General features: G+C 43.0%; 14 protein-coding genes and 1 tRNA gene. 10 read left to right on the forward strand and 5 right to left on the reverse strand.

What is annotated here, in order from left to right; all coding sequences use genetic code 11:
- The first annotated feature begins 27 nt into the window (after positions 1 to 27).
- The 6 genes from kam1_RS01250 (at position 28) to kam1_RS01275 (ending at position 8,748) form a co-directional block, all read left to right on the forward strand.
- Positions 28 to 1,224: a class I SAM-dependent methyltransferase gene (locus kam1_RS01250; protein ID WP_143958192.1), complete on the forward strand. Its 1,197-nt coding sequence runs from the start codon at positions 28 to 30 to the stop codon at positions 1,222 to 1,224.
- Between the two features lie 169 nt (positions 1,225 to 1,393).
- Positions 1,394 to 3,238, forward strand: a complete 1,845-nt coding sequence (locus kam1_RS01255) for a glycosyltransferase family protein (RefSeq protein WP_143958193.1) — start codon at positions 1,394 to 1,396, stop codon at positions 3,236 to 3,238.
- 25 nt (positions 3,239 to 3,263) lie between these two features.
- Positions 3,264 to 3,848, forward strand: a complete 585-nt coding sequence (locus kam1_RS01260) for a glycosyltransferase family 2 protein (RefSeq protein WP_172616749.1) — start codon at positions 3,264 to 3,266, stop codon at positions 3,846 to 3,848.
- A 315-nt stretch (positions 3,849 to 4,163) separates the two neighbouring features.
- Positions 4,164 to 5,414, forward strand: coding sequence for a glycosyltransferase family protein (locus tag kam1_RS01265; RefSeq protein ID WP_143958195.1), 1,251 nt, complete (start codon positions 4,164 to 4,166; stop codon positions 5,412 to 5,414).
- Positions 5,415 to 5,419: 5 nt separating this feature from the next.
- A complete protein-coding gene (locus kam1_RS01270; protein WP_143958196.1) occupies positions 5,420 to 6,622 on the forward strand; it encodes a glycosyltransferase family 2 protein in 1,203 nt (400 codons plus the stop codon).
- A 23-nt stretch (positions 6,623 to 6,645) separates the two neighbouring features.
- On the forward strand, positions 6,646 to 8,748 hold the full coding sequence (locus kam1_RS01275) for a glycosyltransferase family 2 protein (protein ID WP_052250537.1): 2,103 nt from the start codon (positions 6,646 to 6,648) through the stop codon (positions 8,746 to 8,748).
- 40 nt (positions 8,749 to 8,788) lie between these two features.
- On the opposite strand, the gene kam1_RS01280 is transcribed toward kam1_RS01275, so the two are convergent.
- Positions 8,789 to 9,745: a class I SAM-dependent methyltransferase gene (locus kam1_RS01280; protein WP_039721987.1), complete on the reverse strand. Its 957-nt coding sequence runs from the start codon at positions 9,743 to 9,745 to the stop codon at positions 8,789 to 8,791.
- Positions 9,746 to 9,988: 243 nt separating this feature from the next.
- On the opposite strand from kam1_RS01280, the gene kam1_RS01285 reads away from it, so the two are divergent.
- Positions 9,989 to 12,478: a TonB-dependent receptor gene (locus tag kam1_RS01285; protein ID WP_039721986.1), complete on the forward strand. Its 2,490-nt coding sequence runs from the start codon at positions 9,989 to 9,991 to the stop codon at positions 12,476 to 12,478.
- A 137-nt stretch (positions 12,479 to 12,615) separates the two neighbouring features.
- On the opposite strand, the gene kam1_RS01290 is transcribed toward kam1_RS01285, so the two are convergent.
- From kam1_RS01290 to kam1_RS01300, 3 genes are all read right to left on the reverse strand, one after another.
- Positions 12,616 to 13,029, reverse strand: coding sequence for a septal ring lytic transglycosylase RlpA family protein (locus kam1_RS01290; protein ID WP_052250536.1), 414 nt, complete (start codon positions 13,027 to 13,029; stop codon positions 12,616 to 12,618).
- A gap of 246 nt (positions 13,030 to 13,275) precedes the next feature.
- Positions 13,276 to 14,316: a hypothetical protein gene (locus kam1_RS01295; protein WP_039721985.1), complete on the reverse strand. Its 1,041-nt coding sequence runs from the start codon at positions 14,314 to 14,316 to the stop codon at positions 13,276 to 13,278.
- A 52-nt stretch (positions 14,317 to 14,368) separates the two neighbouring features.
- Positions 14,369 to 15,289, reverse strand: a complete 921-nt coding sequence (locus kam1_RS01300) for a carbohydrate kinase family protein (protein WP_039721984.1) — start codon at positions 15,287 to 15,289, stop codon at positions 14,369 to 14,371.
- A gap of 177 nt (positions 15,290 to 15,466) precedes the next feature.
- On the opposite strand from kam1_RS01300, the gene kam1_RS01305 reads away from it, so the two are divergent.
- The 3 genes from kam1_RS01305 to kam1_RS01315 all read left to right on the forward strand — a co-directional run bounded on the left by kam1_RS01305 (position 15,467) and on the right by kam1_RS01315 (position 17,196).
- The gene (locus kam1_RS01305; protein WP_039721983.1) at positions 15,467 to 16,342 is read left to right on the forward strand and encodes an NAD(+)/NADH kinase; all 876 of its coding nucleotides are present in this window, start codon (positions 15,467 to 15,469) and stop codon (positions 16,340 to 16,342) included.
- A gap of 49 nt (positions 16,343 to 16,391) precedes the next feature.
- Positions 16,392 to 16,847, forward strand: coding sequence for a PTS sugar transporter subunit IIA (locus kam1_RS01310; protein WP_039721982.1), 456 nt, complete (start codon positions 16,392 to 16,394; stop codon positions 16,845 to 16,847).
- 260 nt (positions 16,848 to 17,107) lie between these two features.
- Positions 17,108 to 17,196: transfer RNA gene (locus kam1_RS01315), tRNA-Ser, on the forward strand.
- Between the two features lie 163 nt (positions 17,197 to 17,359).
- On the opposite strand, the gene kam1_RS01320 is transcribed toward kam1_RS01315, so the two are convergent.
- Positions 17,360 to 17,941 carry a hypothetical protein gene (locus kam1_RS01320; RefSeq protein ID WP_039721981.1) on the reverse strand — a complete coding sequence of 194 codons (582 nt, stop codon included), beginning with the start codon at positions 17,939 to 17,941 and terminating at the stop codon, positions 17,360 to 17,362.
- Positions 17,942 to 17,954 lie beyond the last annotated feature (13 nt).

Here is a 17,954-nt window from a genome sequence, read left to right on the forward strand (position 1 = left end):
ACTCGGTACAGCTTTTTTGGATGAGTGATGAAGAACAGGACTGACTATTGTTTTGCGGTGGAAAAACCGGCTTTTCCTTTTCTTTTTTTGAAAGGAAGAAGCATAAAAATCAAAGGCTGGTTTGTAGGGCAGAATGGACAGAAGGCTGAAGGGATTTGGGTGCAGCTCAAAAACCATCTTTATATAGCCAATTCCATCAGACGGGAGGATGTAAAAGAAAAGTTTTTGCAGTCGGGAAAGACAGTCGATTCGAATTGTGGGTTTGAGGTGGAGATCGAGTTGAGCAGAGGGATCAAACACCTCGTTCTTTACGCAGATATAGGCTCAGGCAAAAGGATCGAAATGGCCAGGTTTGTAGTCTTTGTAAGCAGAAAAGCACAAGAGAGTGAATCAAAAAAAATGGATAATCCTCTAGAGTCAATCGAAGATTGGTATCCTTATGGGGCAACACTTGAACCCAGGTGGGGATACAGCAAAGAGCCCCATTCGATCCTATTGAATATCCTGGAATCGAGTTATAAAACTTATCAAAAGTTCTTGCTTGATTGCAAGGCTTATCTGCCTGACTTGCTTTTAATCGAGACAACTCCAAGGACCGAAACGGATCCTTTCTGGATGAATGGATGGTTCGATAGCCTGGATGCCTTGGCGTTGTATGGGATGGTGGCTCTAAAAAAACCGAACGTTTTTTTGGAGATCGGTTCTGGGAATTCAACCCGGTTTGCTTATCTGGCTAAGAAAAGACGTTCGCCGTCAACAAAAATATTTTCAATAGATCCGGCTCCCAGGTCTGAAATTGATCGATTGTGTGATGAAGTCTATCGTCTTCCCTTACAGCAAATGGGACTGTTGGTTTTTGAGCGGTTGGAGCCAGGCGACATCCTTTTTTTTGATGGGTCTCATAGGTTGTTGCAAGCTTCTGACGTAACTGTCTTTTTTCTTGAAGTCTTGCCCATTATAAAACCTGGGGTTCTAATCCATCTCCATGATATATTCCTTCCCCTTGACTATCCCCCTCAATGGGCAAAAAGGTTTTATTCTGAAGCATACGTCTTAGCTGTGCTCTTTGCTTTTGCTGCCGAGAAGTTTGAGATTCTTTTCCCATCGGCTTTCGTAGCGGCCAAGCCCGAACTTACTACTATTTTTAATGAACTTTGGCAGAAGTATGAGTCGGATGGATTAAAACCGCATGGTGGATCTTTTTGGTTTATGAAAAAGATCTAATGAAACATTAATTAGCTTGTTAGCTATCACTGTTGGTAAGTTGTTCGCGGAATGGTTTATATAGCAAGAAAAACGATAGAGTAGCTTATTATAGAAAAGAGAATTTTATTGACGGGATGCTTTGCAGAGTTTTTAGATAAAGTCATTTTAATCAATCAGTTCAATTTGGATGTCCCCAATCGGTAAAATTTGTTTTTCTCTTGAAGAGCCTAAAAGGCGGTTATTTTTTTCGAAAGAAAGAAAAATTTGTTTTCGAGGCTATTTTTTCGACTCTTTTGGAAGGAAAGCCAAGCAGGTTATTCTCCAATACAAAAATGAAAGGATATTAGCCGATTCGCAGCATAGGGAAGATATCCAAAGTAGGTATGCGAGATCAAATATCCAGATTGAAAAAGAAGTTGGGTTTGAAGGCTGGATCGAATTAAGCCGCGGATTAAAAGAAATTGACATCTTAGCTGAACTCTCTGGTGGTCAAAGACTCCGGTTAGCTCGCTATTATATCGTCGTTTATGGCGCATCAAAACCCCACTCAAAGATAAAGCAGCAAGCAAATCCAGTTTGCCTACCGCCCGCTTACTTTTGTCTTGATGCACCACAAGCAGAAGAGCCGATAATAACAGAAGATATTTTTCTTGAAGTTAGGGGTTGGGTTTTTGATAAAGAAGGCAATCCTCCAAGTTCTATAATAGTAAAAAACTCTACTCGGGTATTCCCCTGCAAAGCAATCGCTCGCAGCGATGTGAAAGCAGATCATCCTATTCTAAAAGATATCTGGTGCGGCTTTTTGGCCAGGATACCCTTGGAAGAAAATCTCTTTGAATACATTGTGGAAGCAGAGTTTCCCAGTGGAAAGAAGCTTGAGCTAGGCAAGTTTTTTGCCCGTTCTTTTAATAGAGAAGAAAGAGTGAAATGGGATAGGGATCGCTACAGGGAATGGTTTGCCTTGTATGGTCAGTTAATGGGGAGGGAGGAGGAGCTATTGAGGGGGCGTCTTAGCGGGTTTGCCTACAAGCCATTCTTTTCGATAATAATGGGGGTGGGGTTAGGGGACAGGCTAGAGGGGGTCTTAGCGAGTCTCCGGTCGGTAGTAGGGCAGTGGTATGAGCGGTGGGAAGTGCTTTTGGTATTGTATGGGGGCAGGAAACTGGCCATAGAGGAGCTTAGGGGTGTAGGTGGGGAGGATAAGCTAAGGATCATAGAGTTGAGCTATCCAGAGAAGGTGAAGGCAAAGGAGGCTGGGTTAAGGGAAGCTTGTGGGGAGTACTGCATGGTATTAGACAGTGGGGAGGAGCTAGTAGCGCATGCGTTGTACGTATTTGTGGAGGCGCTTCAGGGGGATAAGGCGTTGGATTTACTGTTTGGGGATGAGGATAGGCGGAGTGGTGGGGGGCAGGTGTACAGTCCGGTATTCAAGCCTGGGTTTAATTATGATTTATTGAGGTCGGTGAACTATTTAGGGCGGCCTGTGGTTTTTAGGAAGCAGAAGGCGATGGAGGTGGGAGGGTTTGACGAGGGGTTGGAGGGGGCAGAGGAGTGGGATCTTTATTTAAGGATGACGGTGGGGAAGGTGGATGGGCGTGGGGTTTGTCATCTGCCTTATGTGCTGTGTCATCGAGGAGGGGAAGCGGAAGCTGGAGGGGGTGGAGGGAGTGAGGGGGTGGAGAAGGAGGTGGTGTGGAGGGATTGTAAGCGACGAGGGGTAGGAGTGGAAGGGATAGAGAGGATGAGGGGAGGGTGGCGGATACGGTATGGGGTAGGTGAGGCGAAGCCATTGGTGAGCATAGTGATGCCTTCGAAGTGTCAGCTTGCTTATCTTCGGCCTTGTGTAGAGAGTGTAATGAGCAAGACGAGTTATGATCGCTACGAGTTATTGTTGGTGGTGAATGAGAAGCGACTGAGGAATGCGGAGGTGGAGCGGTATTTGGAGGGGTTGAGTGGGGTGGGGGGAAGGTGCGACTGGTGGTGTATCCGGATGAGCCATTTAACTATGCGAAGATTAACAATGCGGCGGTGAGGGAGGCGCGGGGGAGGTATTGGCGTTGTTGAATGATGATTTAGAAGTGATTACAGGGGATTGGCTTGAGGAGATGGTAGGGCATGCGATGCGAGCTGAGGTGGGGGCGGTAGGGGCGATGCTGTACTATCCGGATGGGACGATACAGCATGCTGGGGTGATATTGGCGGAGCGGGGGATTCCGGATCATAGGCTTAGGAATGTGAGGAAGGAGGAGGCAGCGGAGGGGGGCTATCTTTGGTTTGAGCAGAATTTGAGTGCGGTGACGGCGGCTTGTGTTGTGATGCGGAAGGAGTGTTTTGAGGAGGTGGGGGGCTTTGACGAGAGTTATGCGATAGATTTAAACGACATAGACTTATGTTTACGATTGAGGCAGAGGGGCTATTTGATAGTGTGGACGCCCTTTGCTGAGTTTTATCATTACGAGTCGGTATCGAAGATGGCGGACATAGCTGAGCAGTATGCCCTGTGGTCGGAAGAAAACTCGAAGTTTATAAAAAAATGGCGGCCTGTTTTCCCGCTAGATCCTTATTACAACCCCAATTTGTCTTTCAAGCCTCCCTACTATAAACTCTCTTTCCCACCCAGGGTTAAATCTCTTATTAGTTGATTATTGGTGTTTAAGTTCTTCTTAGGATTGAATGATTTATACCAATCTTTTGCTATTAATCCATCGCTTAGAATAGGCTCAACAATATACTGCATTTGAAGAGGATTGGGAAAAATCAACTGCCCGAAGGTGATAACTTAATAGAAGGATTGCATGCAGGAATAGCCCATAGCTTGCTGGATCAAAAAATTATACAAAAGATTTTTTTTCGTTTTTTATTTTTGATTTAGAACCGATAGTATTTATTCTTACGATCAACTTTGTTCTAATCATTCATTAGTGGATTTATAATTTCTTCCAAAAGATCCAGAATCGATGAATCAAAACCGAAGCTTTTTCTTTTCGATCGAATCCCCAAAGCATCGATTTCATGTCGTAAGAGAAAGAAAAATCTGCTTTAGCGGCTATTTTTTTGATGGTTATGGTAGAAAAGCTAATCAGATCCTTATTAAGTGGAATGATAAACAAGTTATTGCAAATAGAGTAGACAGGGGGGATGTCCAAAGACTCTATGCTCAGAAAGGGATGGTTGTAGAACAGGCGGTGGGTTTTGAAAGCTGCATTGAATTGAGCCGTGGCTTAAAAGAAGTTGAAGTGATTGCTGAACTCTCGAATGGAGAGAAAATAAAGCTAAAGAAATTTATTCTCTACGTTTGGTCGAAGAAGTATTGCTTAGACCCGCTCTATAATAATAAGCACCAATTAGTTGGATATTATAATATTGAGAAGCCTCTTGAAAAAGAAGTCGTTTCGACCCAGCACTATATCGAGATAAGTGGCTATGTCGTAGACAAGGATGGCTATCCACCTCGAGTAGTCCAGATCAAAACACCTACTAGAAAATATCCCTGCCAGCAGATTTGCCGACAGGGGATTCAGAAAGATTACCCCTTTGTCAAAGACACTCGTTGTGGGTTTGCAGGCTATGCTTTTTTAGAAGATATACCAAAGCAATACAGTATAGAAGTAGAGTTTCTGTCTGGACAAGTGGCTGAATTAGCAACGTTCTTTGCAAGCCTAAAAGTTCAGGAGGACAGAAGAGAAAAAGAGCTCTACCAAAAATGGTTCAGCTGCTACGGTCAGTTAATGGGGAGGGAGGAGGAGCTATTGAGGGGGCGTCTTAGCGGGTTTGTCTACAAGCCATTCTTTTCGATAATAATGGGGGTGGGGTTAGGGGACAGGCTAGAGGGGGTCTTAGCGAGTCTCCGGTCGGTAGTAGGGCAGTGGTATGAGCGGTGGGAAGTGCTTTTGGTATTGTATGGGGGCAGGAAACTGGCCATAGAGGAGCTTAGGGGTGTAGGTGGGGAGGATAAGCTAAGGATCATAGAGTTGAGCTATCCAGAGAAGGTGAAGGCAAAGGAGGCTGGGTTAAGGGAAGCTTGTGGGGAGTACTGCATGGTATTAGACAGTGGGGAGGAGCTAGTAGCGCATGCGTTGTACGTATTTGTGGAGGCGCTTCAGGGGGATAAGGCGTTGGATTTACTGTTTGGGGATGAGGATAGGCGGAGTGATGGGGGCAGGTGTACAGTCCGGTATTCAAGCCTGGGTTTAATTATGATTTATTGAGGTCGGTGAACTATTTAGGGCGGCCTGTGGTTTTTAGGAAGCAGAAGGCGATGGAGGTGGGAGGGTTTGACGAGGGGTTGGAGGGGGCAGAGGAGTGGGATCTTTATTTAAGGATGACGGTGGGGAAGGTGGATGGGCGTGGGGTTTGTCATCTGCCTTATGTGCTGTGTCATCGAGGAGGGGAAGCGGAAGCTGGAGGGGGGGTAGGGAGTGAGGGGGTGGAGAAGGAGGTGGTGTGGAGGGATTGTAAGCGACGAGGGGTAGGAGTGGAAGGGATAGAGAGGATGAGGGGAGGGTGGCGGATACGGTATGGGGTAGGTGAGGCGAAGCCATTGGTGAGCATAGTGATGCCTTCGAAGTGTCAGCTTGCTTATCTTCGGCCTTGTGTAGAGAGTGTAATGAGCAAGACGAGTTATGATCGCTACGAGTTATTGTTGGTGGTGAATGAGAAGCGACTGAGGAATGCGGAGGTGGAGCGGTATTTGGAGGGGTTGAGTGGGGTGGGGGGGAAGGTGCGACTGGTGGTGTATCCGGATGAGCCATTTAACTATGCGAAGATTAACAATGCGGCGGTGAGGGAGGCGCGGGGGGAGGTATTGGCGTTGTTGAATGATGATTTAGAAGTGATTACAGGGGATTGGCTTGAGGAGATGGTAGGGCATGCGATGCGAGCTGAGGTGGGGGCGGTAGGGGCGATGCTGTACTATCCGGATGGGACGATACAGCATGCTGGGGTGATATTGGCGGAGCGGGGGATTCCGGATCATAGGCTTAGGAATGTGAGGAAGGAGGAGGCAGCGGAGGGGGGCTATCTTTGGTTTGAGCAGAATTTGAGTGCGGTGACGGCGGCTTGTGTTGTGATGCGGAAGGAGTGTTTTGAGGAGGTGGGGGGCTTTGACGAGAGTTATGCGATAGATTTAAACGACATAGACTTATGTTTACGATTGAGGCAGAGGGGCTATTTGATAGTGTGGACGCCCTTTGCTGAGTTTTATCATTACGAGTCGGTATCGAAGATGGCGGACATAGCTGAGCAGTATGCCCTGTGGTCGGAAGAAAACTCGAAGTTTATAAAAAAATGGCGGCCTGTTTTCCCGCTAGATCCTTATTACAACCCCAATTTGTCTTTCAAGCCTCCCTACTATAAACTCTCTTTCCCACCCAGGGTTACTCTTCTTCCTGAGGAGTGGAGATCTGAGAGGTTGTAATTGGAAGGACGATAGGAACAAGTATGAGGACGGGTTCGTTAAGCGAAGCAAAAAAAGTTCATTACTTGATAGAAAATCCCAAAAGCAAGGTGTTGTTTCTAAAGGATAGGCTATTGTATGTTTCAGGCTGGTTTTTTGGACCCGAAGGCAAAAGGGCAAAGAGAATAATTGCCCAGAGCAAAAATAGCGTCTTTGAAGCTGAAATAGTTGAAAGACCGGATGTAGAGCAGCAGTATTTCTCGCGGGAACTGTCGATCCAGAGGGATTGCGGTTTTGAGATTTTCTGTGATTTGAGTCGAGGTGTCAAATATGTCGTCATTAAAGCTCAAAAAGATTCGGGGAAATGGATTAAGCTTGGAAGTTTTATTGTTATTGTTCAGAAAACGAAAAGAAAAAAAACCATTAATTCCTATTATCAACATTGGCTAGAGCTTTTTGATTCTATTTCACCCAAAGACCAAGAAAAAATAAAAGCGAGGATTACAAAATTATCGATTCAACCACTCTTATCGGTTCTAATGCCCGTGTACAATACACCAGAAAAATATCTTATTGAATCGATTGAATCGGTCAGAAATCAGATCTATTCGAATTGGGAGCTGTGCATTTCTGACGATGCTTCATCAGATCCAGCAGTACGACGAATTTTGGAAGACTATCGCAGGAAAGATCCAAGAATCAAGGTAACATTCCGGCAGATCAACGGTCATATGAGTGCCAATTCAAACAGTGCCCTGGAACTAGCGGAAGGAGAATTCATTGTACTTCTAGACTCGGACGATCTGCTTGCTCCGCATGCCCTTTATATGCTCGTTGAAGAAATTAATAGATTCCCCGAAGTCTGTATCCTGTATAGTGATGAAGATAAAATTGATGAAATGGGCAAGCGGTATGATCCTTTTTTTAAACCTGATTGGAATCCAGATCTTTTCCGATCTCAAAACCTTATTAGTCATCTTGGAGCCTACCGAAGGGAGGTGGTAAAGAAGGTTGGAGGGTTTCGAATCGGTTATGAAGGGGCGCAAGACTGGGATTTAGCCTTGCGGGTATGGGAACAGGTCGGAGATAAAGCTATAAGACACATTCCTTATGTTTTGTATCATTGGCGTGCAGTATCGGGTTCAACAGCTTTGGACATCCACACAAAACCTTATGCTGCAAAATCGGCAAGAAGTGCCATAGTGGATCATCTAGCAAGAAAACAGATCAAGGCAGTAGTCCTTCCGGCGGGGCCATATTTCGAATATCATCGTATCCTCTACGATATACCAAAACCGTATCCCAAAGTCAGTTTGATCATGCTTTCTGCCTTCAAACATTCCTTGGTGAAAGATTGCATAGAAAGTATTCTTTTTAAGACCGATTACAAAAACTTTGAACTTTTAATTGTTGCCAATGGTCCTAATGGTACGAGCCCAGAGATAACCACCTATCTTGATCAGCTGCAAAAGAGAGCTCAGCTTAGGGTATTGTATGACGATCAGAGCCCTTTTAACTATTCGAAGCTGAACAATTGGGCTGCTGAACAGGTGGATTCGAATATTATCGGATTTATTAACGACGACTTAGAAGTTATCAATCCCGATTGGCTAACCGAATTAATGAGGCATATCTGCCGTCCAGAGATAGCGGCTGTGGGGGCTAAACTCTTTTATCCTCAAGGCACGATCCAGCATGCAGGAGTAGTGTTGCGCGTAGGCGGAGTGGCTGCTCACAGGTTTTCTGGCTTTAGCAGAGAATATAGTGGTTATTTTTCCAATGCCTTGCTCCAACAAAATATTGGCTGTGTGACTGCTGCCTGTATGTTGATCAAAAAAGAAGTCTTTGAAGAAGTAGGAAAGTTTGATGAAAATTTAACAATCGATTTTGGGGATGTGGATTTATGCTGCAAACTGATCAGTAAAGGCTATTGGATAAGCTGGACACCTTATGCCGAATTAATTCATCATGAATCAGTGTCTAGAGGCCGTCAAGCGAGCGAATATTCCAAAAAAGAATGGGTATACTGGCGTGAAAAATGGGGGAAAGTTCTTAGTGAGGATCCTTTTTATAATCCCTGTCTTTCTCTAGAATGTCCTTATACTTTGGCCTTTCCTCCTAGAAGGAAGAATCCTTGGAATCAATAGGAACAAGTTCCACAAGAATAGAAAGAATAGACTAGTTGTCTTAATCCTGACTTTTTTCCATAACACAGAGATATTGACCACATTGAGACGGATCGTTGTAGATCAGTTGCATCTCTAGCATTTGGGCATATTCTTTAAATACTTCTGGCGTTAGGTAAATATCCAATAAGAGTTCATCTTTTCCCTGTTCCATGGAGTTGACTCGTTGGATAAACATCTTTCTATGGATGTCATCTAAAATGCTCAAATAGCTGCATAGAATTCTGCCATTTTTTTTAAGCACTCTTTTAGCTTCTTTTAAGAAAATGAAACCTTCTTCTTCCAATAGATGGGTGAGGACTGAAAAGAAAACAACTAGATCAACTGAGTTATCTTCAAGAGGAAATTTATACTGGTTGTGAAACAAAAATTCCCAGCCTGGTCGATTACATCTATCCCTAGCGTATTCTAAGAGTTCGGGAACAATATCCATTCCTATATAATGCACTTGCTCAGCCATTTCGGATTGAGCTAATGCGTAAGCTAACCTTCCCGAACCACATCCTACATCGAGGATCATTTTGCCTTTTCTCAATTTGCCCCACTGGATGGTCAGATCTAAGAGGGTATTTCCCATTTTGATATAGTCAAACTCATTTCCTACGGCTAAAGCCATTGCTGTTTGCCGGTCATAGCATTTTAGTAAATTGGCTATGTATTTTGGATAATCCATTCTAGTATTCCAAATAAAATTGGGAACAGGTTTTCTTCCTTCGAAAATACCCCATTCAAGATAATGGACTAGAGGATTGACGCCGCTATTTGCCACATCTGGATTATTTTGTAAATACCATCTTGTATGAAATAACCGACTCGGGTTTTTCCCCTCTTTCCATCCTATTTCCATATAGTGCTCGAAGGGAGTTTGCCCAGAAAAACTGACTTCTGGATAGTTTTTTAAGTAATAGTCTTTGTCGAAATAGCCAAAACGGATAATTTTTTCTTCAATTAGATTCATTCTATAAGGTTTCCTCTCAAGGCCCTATAAATTCTAAAATGCATTTTTACTTTAGAATGTTGCTAGAAGGATTATAAAGAATTTTTGTTTTTTTTCTTCCTCTTATAAACCTGCTCATTAATAGGCTTCATTTTAGGACAATGCTTGTCGAATTTACATAGCAAAATAGAGTTAAAAATTAAGCAATCCACTGTTAGCTCTTCAAGGCAACCTTTATGTATTTTGTCCAAAACTTCCTTTACAATGCGATTTTTTTTAACCCCTCCTTTTATTTTTCTTTGCATTAGTTATTTTTCTTTTTCCATTTCGCTCATCCAAGCCCAACAAGCCTCTGCTCTTTCCGAAACTGTAGCAACCCTTCCTGAAGTGACTGTCGTGGCTTCTCCTGAACAACCATCTTCCTCATCCCTTCCCAACGCTTCGACTACCACATCGGTCTACGGACCGGACCTTTCCCTGATCGACATTCCTAGAGATGTGTTAGTTGTATCTAAAGAACAGCTTAAAACAGTAATGCTACAATCGGTCAATGATCTGGTCGCCTTTAGCCCTTCGGTTAATCCTACTCAGGCTACAGGCAACGTTGTGAGCGAACCGGTGGTCAGAGGCCTGCCTGCGACTGCGTTTCGAAATGGCATGCTTGTTGGCTTTTCAAGCGGAGGGAATTGGGGACCTCTTTTGAATGTGAACGCTGATGATTCAATGGATTTGGTCACTGGGCCCGTCAGCCTGGTTTATGGGCCGCAAGAGTTTGCTGGAGGCTATCTCAATGAAGTGACCAAACAGCCCTTTTTTGATCGTTTGCATGCAGATGCTTATTATACCATTGGCATGTATGGGAGTAATTTCTGGAATTTGGATGTAGGAGGGCCAATCAAAAAAGATAAACTGGCTTACCGGTTAGATTATTTTGGGCAGGAAGGCTATGGACCGTTTAACTATTATAACGGCTCTTACTTGAATCGCCAATGTGGGTATTTGGCTTTAAGCTGGAAACCCATGGAATCCGTTCGTATCGATTGGAATGGGGAAATAGACTGGAACAGCTTTTTGCCTTATGCAGGAATCAACCGGCCAACTCAATCCCTTATAGATTCTGGTTTGTATCAAAGCGGGTCCTGGATCGGCTATTATACACCTCCGGTTACCCCTTCGGCTCCATTCGGTCAATTTCATCCGGGCAGAGGGACTCCGCCTCCAGGCTTTGGTTACGCTATCGACTGGGGACCATTGGTTCCAATAAGTAGTCGGACCAATCTTTTTGATACCCCATTGGATTTTTCCAAACAGCTGTATGCCGTAAGTCAAGCCATAACGACGGTGCAGTTGACTGAAGATTTTTCCTTGATAAATAACAGCCTTTTTGAGTTCTATCAGGCCAACGCTTCTCAACCTGTTCCAGATCCAACTTGGGTCGTTATGCCCTATGGATATAATGTGGAAGATCGATTAGAACTGCTTTTTATGGAAGAACACTCGGCTAAGGAGTGTTGGCACAATGTGGACGTGGGATTGGCTTTTCGGTTTTTAACGGACTTGGAATATAGTGGAAGCTGGCATCCGGTAAGTAATCAGGCAAACTTGATCCAGCCACTAACCCAAGCGCAGGCTCCAGCGATCGTTCCCTATGCTCTTGCAATAAGCCCAGCTTATAACAATCCATTTCTTACCGATATTCCCATTCCTGGCTATCCGGGAGAATTTTTTAACGTAGACAATTTTGCTTCCACTCAGTGTAATTTTTATGAGATTTCTCCATTTTTACAGGACATCATTCATGTAGGGGAAAAGTTTAATCTCTTTTTAGGTGGCAGGTTAGACGCTTATTTCGTTAATGCGCAACCGCCCTCTGGTACGCCTCCCGAACTTCTTTATCCCTTCACGGCCTATGAAGCTACTTCCATGAGTGCTTTGCTTCCTCAGCTAACCATCAGCCCTACCTATAGGCCGTTTCCTTGGATGAACTGTTATGCTACGTATTATTTTGGTCAAACGACAGCCCAATCGATCTTTGGCAGCTTTGCTCCAGAATTTACTTCCACCTATTATCATCAGACCCAATCCCTTTATGAAGTAGGGACAAAGTTTAATCTGCTTCACGACACTTTCTTTTTAGGTTTATCGGCTTACGCGCAAACCGGGTTTATCCCTGCGTTTGTATTGCCGGGAGGAACGACTCCTACGGTTTCCGCTACCGTTGAAGGCATTCAGCTTCAAGGAAATTATCAGCCGACTCGTCGGTTTTGGGTTAGTTTTGGATTTAATTATATGCAGGGTTACGAAAACTGGACGAACACTAATGGCGTTGGTCCGACAACTTTCACCCCTTATTCTGCAACTGTTGCGGCTCTTTATGGACTGCCGGTAAGCACGATCGTTTCTCTTGCTCCAGGAATCTATCCTTTTATTGGTTTTCCCAAAGAATACGGCAATCTCATGGTCAGCTACAAATTTGATTGGGGCCTTGGAATTTCCCTCTGGGCTATTACTCAAGGAGGACAATTCCTTTCTTACGATTATTCGGTCCGGGCGCCTGCTTGGTATACGCTCAATGCCAGTATCTTTTATACTTTCTCTAACTGGGAAGCAAGAATATGGTTCTACAATTTTACGGATCATCATTACTGGATTGCTGGGGCTCCTGGATTTACTCCAGCACGGACGGCAAACCTCGAATATGCGGCTTTTCAAATGCCTTTTTGGGTTCAGGCTATGATTCGGTATTCGTTTTGAATTACTGATCGAGCCAGCATTATGGATTGCTACAAAGACTATTGAATTCTCTAAGTCTTCTTAGTGCGGCTTGTTATCCAGATGAGGTCTTGGGTTAAAAGCATAGGAACTCTTTTTGACTGCATCCTTTTTAGGTTTTATCGATCGACATTTTTCAGGTTCTTATTGATGAAGGGAGGAGGCCAGATCACTTGCATATGCACCTCAACTACTCCCTCCTTCAACATGCCCAGCCGCCATGCGGCTCTCTTGGATAAATCCAGGCAACGACCTGCCACATAAGGCCCTCGGTCATTAATTCTGACAAGAACCGTTTTATGGTTCCGGATGTTTTTCACAACGACATAGCTCCCAAGAGGAAGGGATTTGTGTGCTGCGGAGAGCGCCAAAAAATCATAATGCTCTCCCGAAGCAGTAAGACTATCTACATACCATGAGGCTTTGCAGTGGAAAATGGGAAGTCCAGGAAAGAAAAAGGGCTCTGTTACATAGTATAGAAGAAAACCGAAGGCAAATATCAAAAGCAAAAGAATCAATGAGAGCAAGCGCATGAAAAATGCATTTTACTAGAGAAGAAAAATGTTTCTGTTCTTTTTTGTTTTAAAAACATACAGAGGTAAAAAAACTCTCATCAATCTATTTTAAAAGATTAAAGCAGAGGTTTTGCAATATTATCGATGTGAGTTTTGCAGTTCCCTTTTTTCTTTTTGCATGCAAGAAAAAGAAGGCTTTTTCTGCTTACCCTTTGCTTGCGGATTCCTCCGTTGCCAGGTGCTCTGGCTTATGGCGCATTTTCTTTATTCAAAGGCTTCTGAATAGGAAAAAGAAGGCAAAAAGATATTTTTACCTATAGCATCCAACGGTTTAGCCCATGGCTTTAATTCTGTCCATTGATCTAGAGATTCTTCATCGCTATCTGTTTTTCTTAAACTGTTCAAGTCATAACGCTCGTAATAAGGGGGAATTTCTTCAGCAAACGAACAGAGCACGATCCCACGACCTTCCTTTTCAAAATACCAGTTTTTCAGTTTCTGATATTTCCCAAAGATTCTAGAGATTATATTGCCTTCTCTATAGATTTCTACAAAAGATCTATCCGTTTCTTTGAGTGTCCGTATCCAACCAACCGTCCCATTTCTTGCAACTTTAGCTTCTAAGCATTTTCCTGGGTATTCCAGGATAGTTTTCTGTCCGCTTTGCATAATAATAGTAATTCTTGTTGTTTTAGTATTATATTTCGTTTCCACTCTTACTGGATCATCCTTTTCGGTGCTCTTCTCATGACGGATGCAAAAAGGAAGGAAATCAACGTCTTCTCTTAAAAGCTGTTCCCATGCTTTGGTTCCAAAGGCCAATTCTTGACTACTTTCTGTTTTTATGAGTTTTCCATTTTCTAGGTCAAAGACTTCTACTCTAATATCATCTCCATTCGCATTGCGAGACCGAACGGCAGCAACCATATTCCCAATATCTTCTATTTGGCACAGAACCCATGCTTCAATGAAAGGATAGGTACTGTGGATTTTTAGGGTTTTAGGATTTGCCTCTTTTTTTTCTCGTATTACCAAAGTATCGTCTGCAAAATCGACAGAATGACCGATTCCTTTATGTATTCCTTCAATCCATCCAATGAACCGGTCTGTCTCAATGGGACAAAGTCCCAACTGACTTAGCAGGAAGGAAGAATCCGTTATTTTCCCATGAATCCACCGTGACGAACAGGTTGGATAGGAACAAGGTTCATTCGTCGTCAAAAGATGAGCAGAAAGAATGAGAACCCCTAAAAAGGGAAAATAGAACGATATCAAAAAAAATGGATATCGAATAAATTTCAGCATCTAGTGCATATCCCTTCAAGGCAGAACAGCAAGCGTTCTCTGCTTGGTTTTTTTAATAGTTTTCATAAAAAAGAGTACTAGCTCTGATCTTTTTTAGCTCGCTCTCTACTTCTTCTTTGGTTGGGAAAGAGGTTCTTGCCCCTTTTCGTGTACAGCTTAAAGCAGCTGTTACGGTCGAAAAAAGGAGAAGTTCTTTCCAGTTGAATCCACGAGCAAGCCCCAAACTAAAAGCTCCATGAAAGGCATCCCCTGCCCCATTGGTGTCCACAGCTATGATTGGCAAGCTTTTCATCTTACCTTCTTGGCCTTGGCATTTCCACAATACCCCTTTTTCACCAAGCGTCAGCACAAAATTTTTGTATTCTTTTGAAACCTGTTCGAATGCAATGAGAGAATTGTTGGAAGATGTTTTTTGTAATACAAACTTTTCTGAGGCAACGACATAATCTACTTCTGGAGCAAGGACTCTTGTGCCTTCGTGAAATGAGCCAGCATCCAGCACGGTCGGGATGTTTTCTTTCTTGGCTAATTTTAGAAATTCTTGAGAAGCGGCTAGCTCATGTCCATCGAAAAGAATGACTTTAGGCTTAATCAATGTTGTATTGATACCTTCTCCAGAGAGCTGAGGAGTCGATTTTTTGTAGTTAATGACCGCTCTTCGGCCATCTGGTTTAACTAAACAACAGGCAACCGGAGTAGGTGCGTTGCCGCGTTGGACTAAGCTTGTGTCCACTCCTTCCCGTTTGAATTCATCAAGGATTTTTTCGCCGAAATCATCCTTACCAACATACCCACAGAATGCCGAGGTGCCGCCTAGTCTTCTAACAGCCACGGCGGCATTCGCCCCTGGCCCTCCTCCGCAAATAATGAGGTCAGTTGCAAAGATTTTCTCATCGCTCTTGGGGTCTTTTTCTACATAAAAAGAAAGGTCGTAACAACTGTGGCCAACTGTTAGTACCTCAATTGGGTTCATCGAAAGAAAATCTTTTATAAAAGATTTTCTAAAGGGAAAGCTCAATTTAGAAAAAAAACAATCGATAAAACTGACTATGCATCGATCTTTTTAAGGTGAAACATTCGGATAAAAAAATTGCGGTTAAAAGAGAACAACTTATTGTGCTAATAATGGAGGGAAAATCTTCTATTATCTATGTCTCTATTACGTGTTGGTCTTTTCGTTAACAAAGAAAAAAGGGGGGCTTTTGAACTTCTTTTGGAGCTTGTGGAATATTTTAATAAAGAAAAGATAGCTTTTATATTGGAGGATTCCACCGCTAGGCTTATTGGGCAAAGAGGCATTTCTATAAGCCGATTTTCTGAGGAGGTAGATTTGATTTTGGTTGCAGGGGGTGATGGAACCATTATCAGAATAGCCCATGAAATCTTTCCATCTCCTGTTCCTATTCTAGGAGTTAATACTGGGAGTTTAGGATTCCTTACGGCAGTTTCCAGGGAAGAAATTCTGCCACAGCTCCCCAAAATATTGCAAGGTCGTTTCAGAAAAAGCCCCAGAATGGTTCTTAAGGCCGTCGGCTCTGCTTACGGAAATAATTTTGAAATTCCTTGTTCTTTGAACGATATTGTCCTTTTTAGAGGCGCTTATTCCCATATGGCGACAATTGATGTTTTTGCCCAGGGAAACCTCGTGACCGAATTTCAATCCGACGGTCTTGTTGTTTCCACTCCTACCGGTTCTACAGCCTATGCATTGTCAACCGGAGGTCCGATTGTTATGCCTGAATCTGAAGTTTTTACTCTTAATCCTATTTGCCCTCATACTTTGACTAATCGATCATTAGTATTTCCTGAAGAGGTCACTTTGCGGTTTTCTATACCACTGGGTGGAGGGCCAGTACGACTCGAATATGATGGGATTGCTTACGGAGATCTCCATCCTGGGGATTGGCTTGAAATCGAGGCGAGCCCTAAAAAAGTTATTCTAGGGTTTCTTGAGGAGAGGAACTTTTTTGAAATTTTAAGAAGAAAGCTGCGTTGGAGTGGAGCAACCGTGGAGGATAATGCATGAAGGAGCTCGGCTTTCGATTGGTCCAACGGTTATTAAGAATGGGTGAGCGATGAACCTCTCTGATGTATTAACCCAGGATCGAGTCCTCGTAAATTTATCAGCCAAAGATAAGTTTGAAGCAATCACTAAGGTAGCAAAAATTCTCGAACATAGTCCACTGCTTCAATCTTTTGATGCTTTCTTAGAGGCAGTCTTAGAAGCTGAAAAATCGGGGTTGACCTGGTTTGAACAAGAAGTCGCTTTTCCGCATATCCGCAGTCAAGTAGTCAAAGAGTTAGTCATAGCCGCTGGATTTTTCCCTTCGGGCGTGTTGTTTAGAGAGGCTGCTCCATTAGTGCGATTGATTTTTGTAATCGGTGCTCCTAAAAAACTGAACACCAATGACATTATCGTAGTCGGGGCATTGGCAAGGATTGTTGCGACCAATAGACAGCAACTGTTAAAAGCAAAAAGTGCTGAAGAATTTGTTAGTCTCATTGCTAGTCTTGAAAAACAACTCCAATAACCAATTTTATAAAAGTTTCCAGCTATTTCTTCAGTAGATTCAATGTCTATAAGAAAGAAAGCTTGATTCTAATAGAGATAACTACAAAAAAGCCAATGCTGCTATAGGAAGCTAGCCACAAAAGTAGGAATAAAAAGATTGGTAGAAAGAAAAAGTAGCACAGGGATGAAAAGATTAGAAAGGGGTCTTTAGCCCGGAGGAAATTTCTTTTTGTTTAGCTTATTTTAGGTTAAAGTGATTTTATATCAGTTAACCCGCTAGGACAGGTGGCTGAGCGGATGAAGGCGCTCGACTCGAAATCGAGAATGGGGACAAAACCCCATCGCGGGTTCGAATCCCGCCCTGTCCGTTTCCCTTTAGGCTAAAAGTCGGAATAAAGAATCGTCGTGGTTGATCAATGGCTCATGCGTATTCACTGGAAAGATCCTATCCGTTCTGCATTCCTAGAGTGAGGACGCTATTCCGGAGGAATTTAGACAAGAATAGGAAAGAAATGGTTCTTTAAGAAAGAATTATCGACTGTTTTCAGAAGAAAAGAGACGGTTTTTGGGTTGACTTGAAAACACAGCTTTAACAATGTTTTCATTTTCACCATTTTTGGGGATGATTCTCAAAACATAGGCTGGGTGTCTTGGTGAAATATAAAAACTATCTCCAGGTTCAAGTCTTGCTAAGGTCCGTTGCTCCTGTGGATTTATAAATATAAACCGGGTTTTAGGGGTTACGATTGTTTGAATTAAAGGTAAAAATCCTTTGATATCAGGTTTTGCTATCAGTGCCTTATTTTTTTTATTAAACCCAACAACTTTAAAATGCCCATAGACCCAGAGATTTTTAACTTTATGTTTTTTGATGTAGGTAGAAAAGTTTTGAGTGGAGACAAGATGACTTTTTTTAGGTGAATAAATGGGTACAGTAGGACTCGATGCTCTTTCTGTTGACTGAAGGCCATCTGTTTTTTTATTCTGGTGTGTTTCCAATTGCTTTTGGGCTTGTTCAATGGCCTTATCAAGCTCTTCGGTTTCTGAACCGATAGCTTTGAATGGCAAGATGAACAGTAGAGTACAGAAAAGGAGCAAAGGGAATTGTTTCATAACAAAAAAATGG

Source organism: Methylacidiphilum kamchatkense Kam1 (assembly GCF_007475525.1).
GTDB lineage: Bacteria > Verrucomicrobiota > Verrucomicrobiia > Methylacidiphilales > Methylacidiphilaceae > Methylacidiphilum > Methylacidiphilum kamchatkense.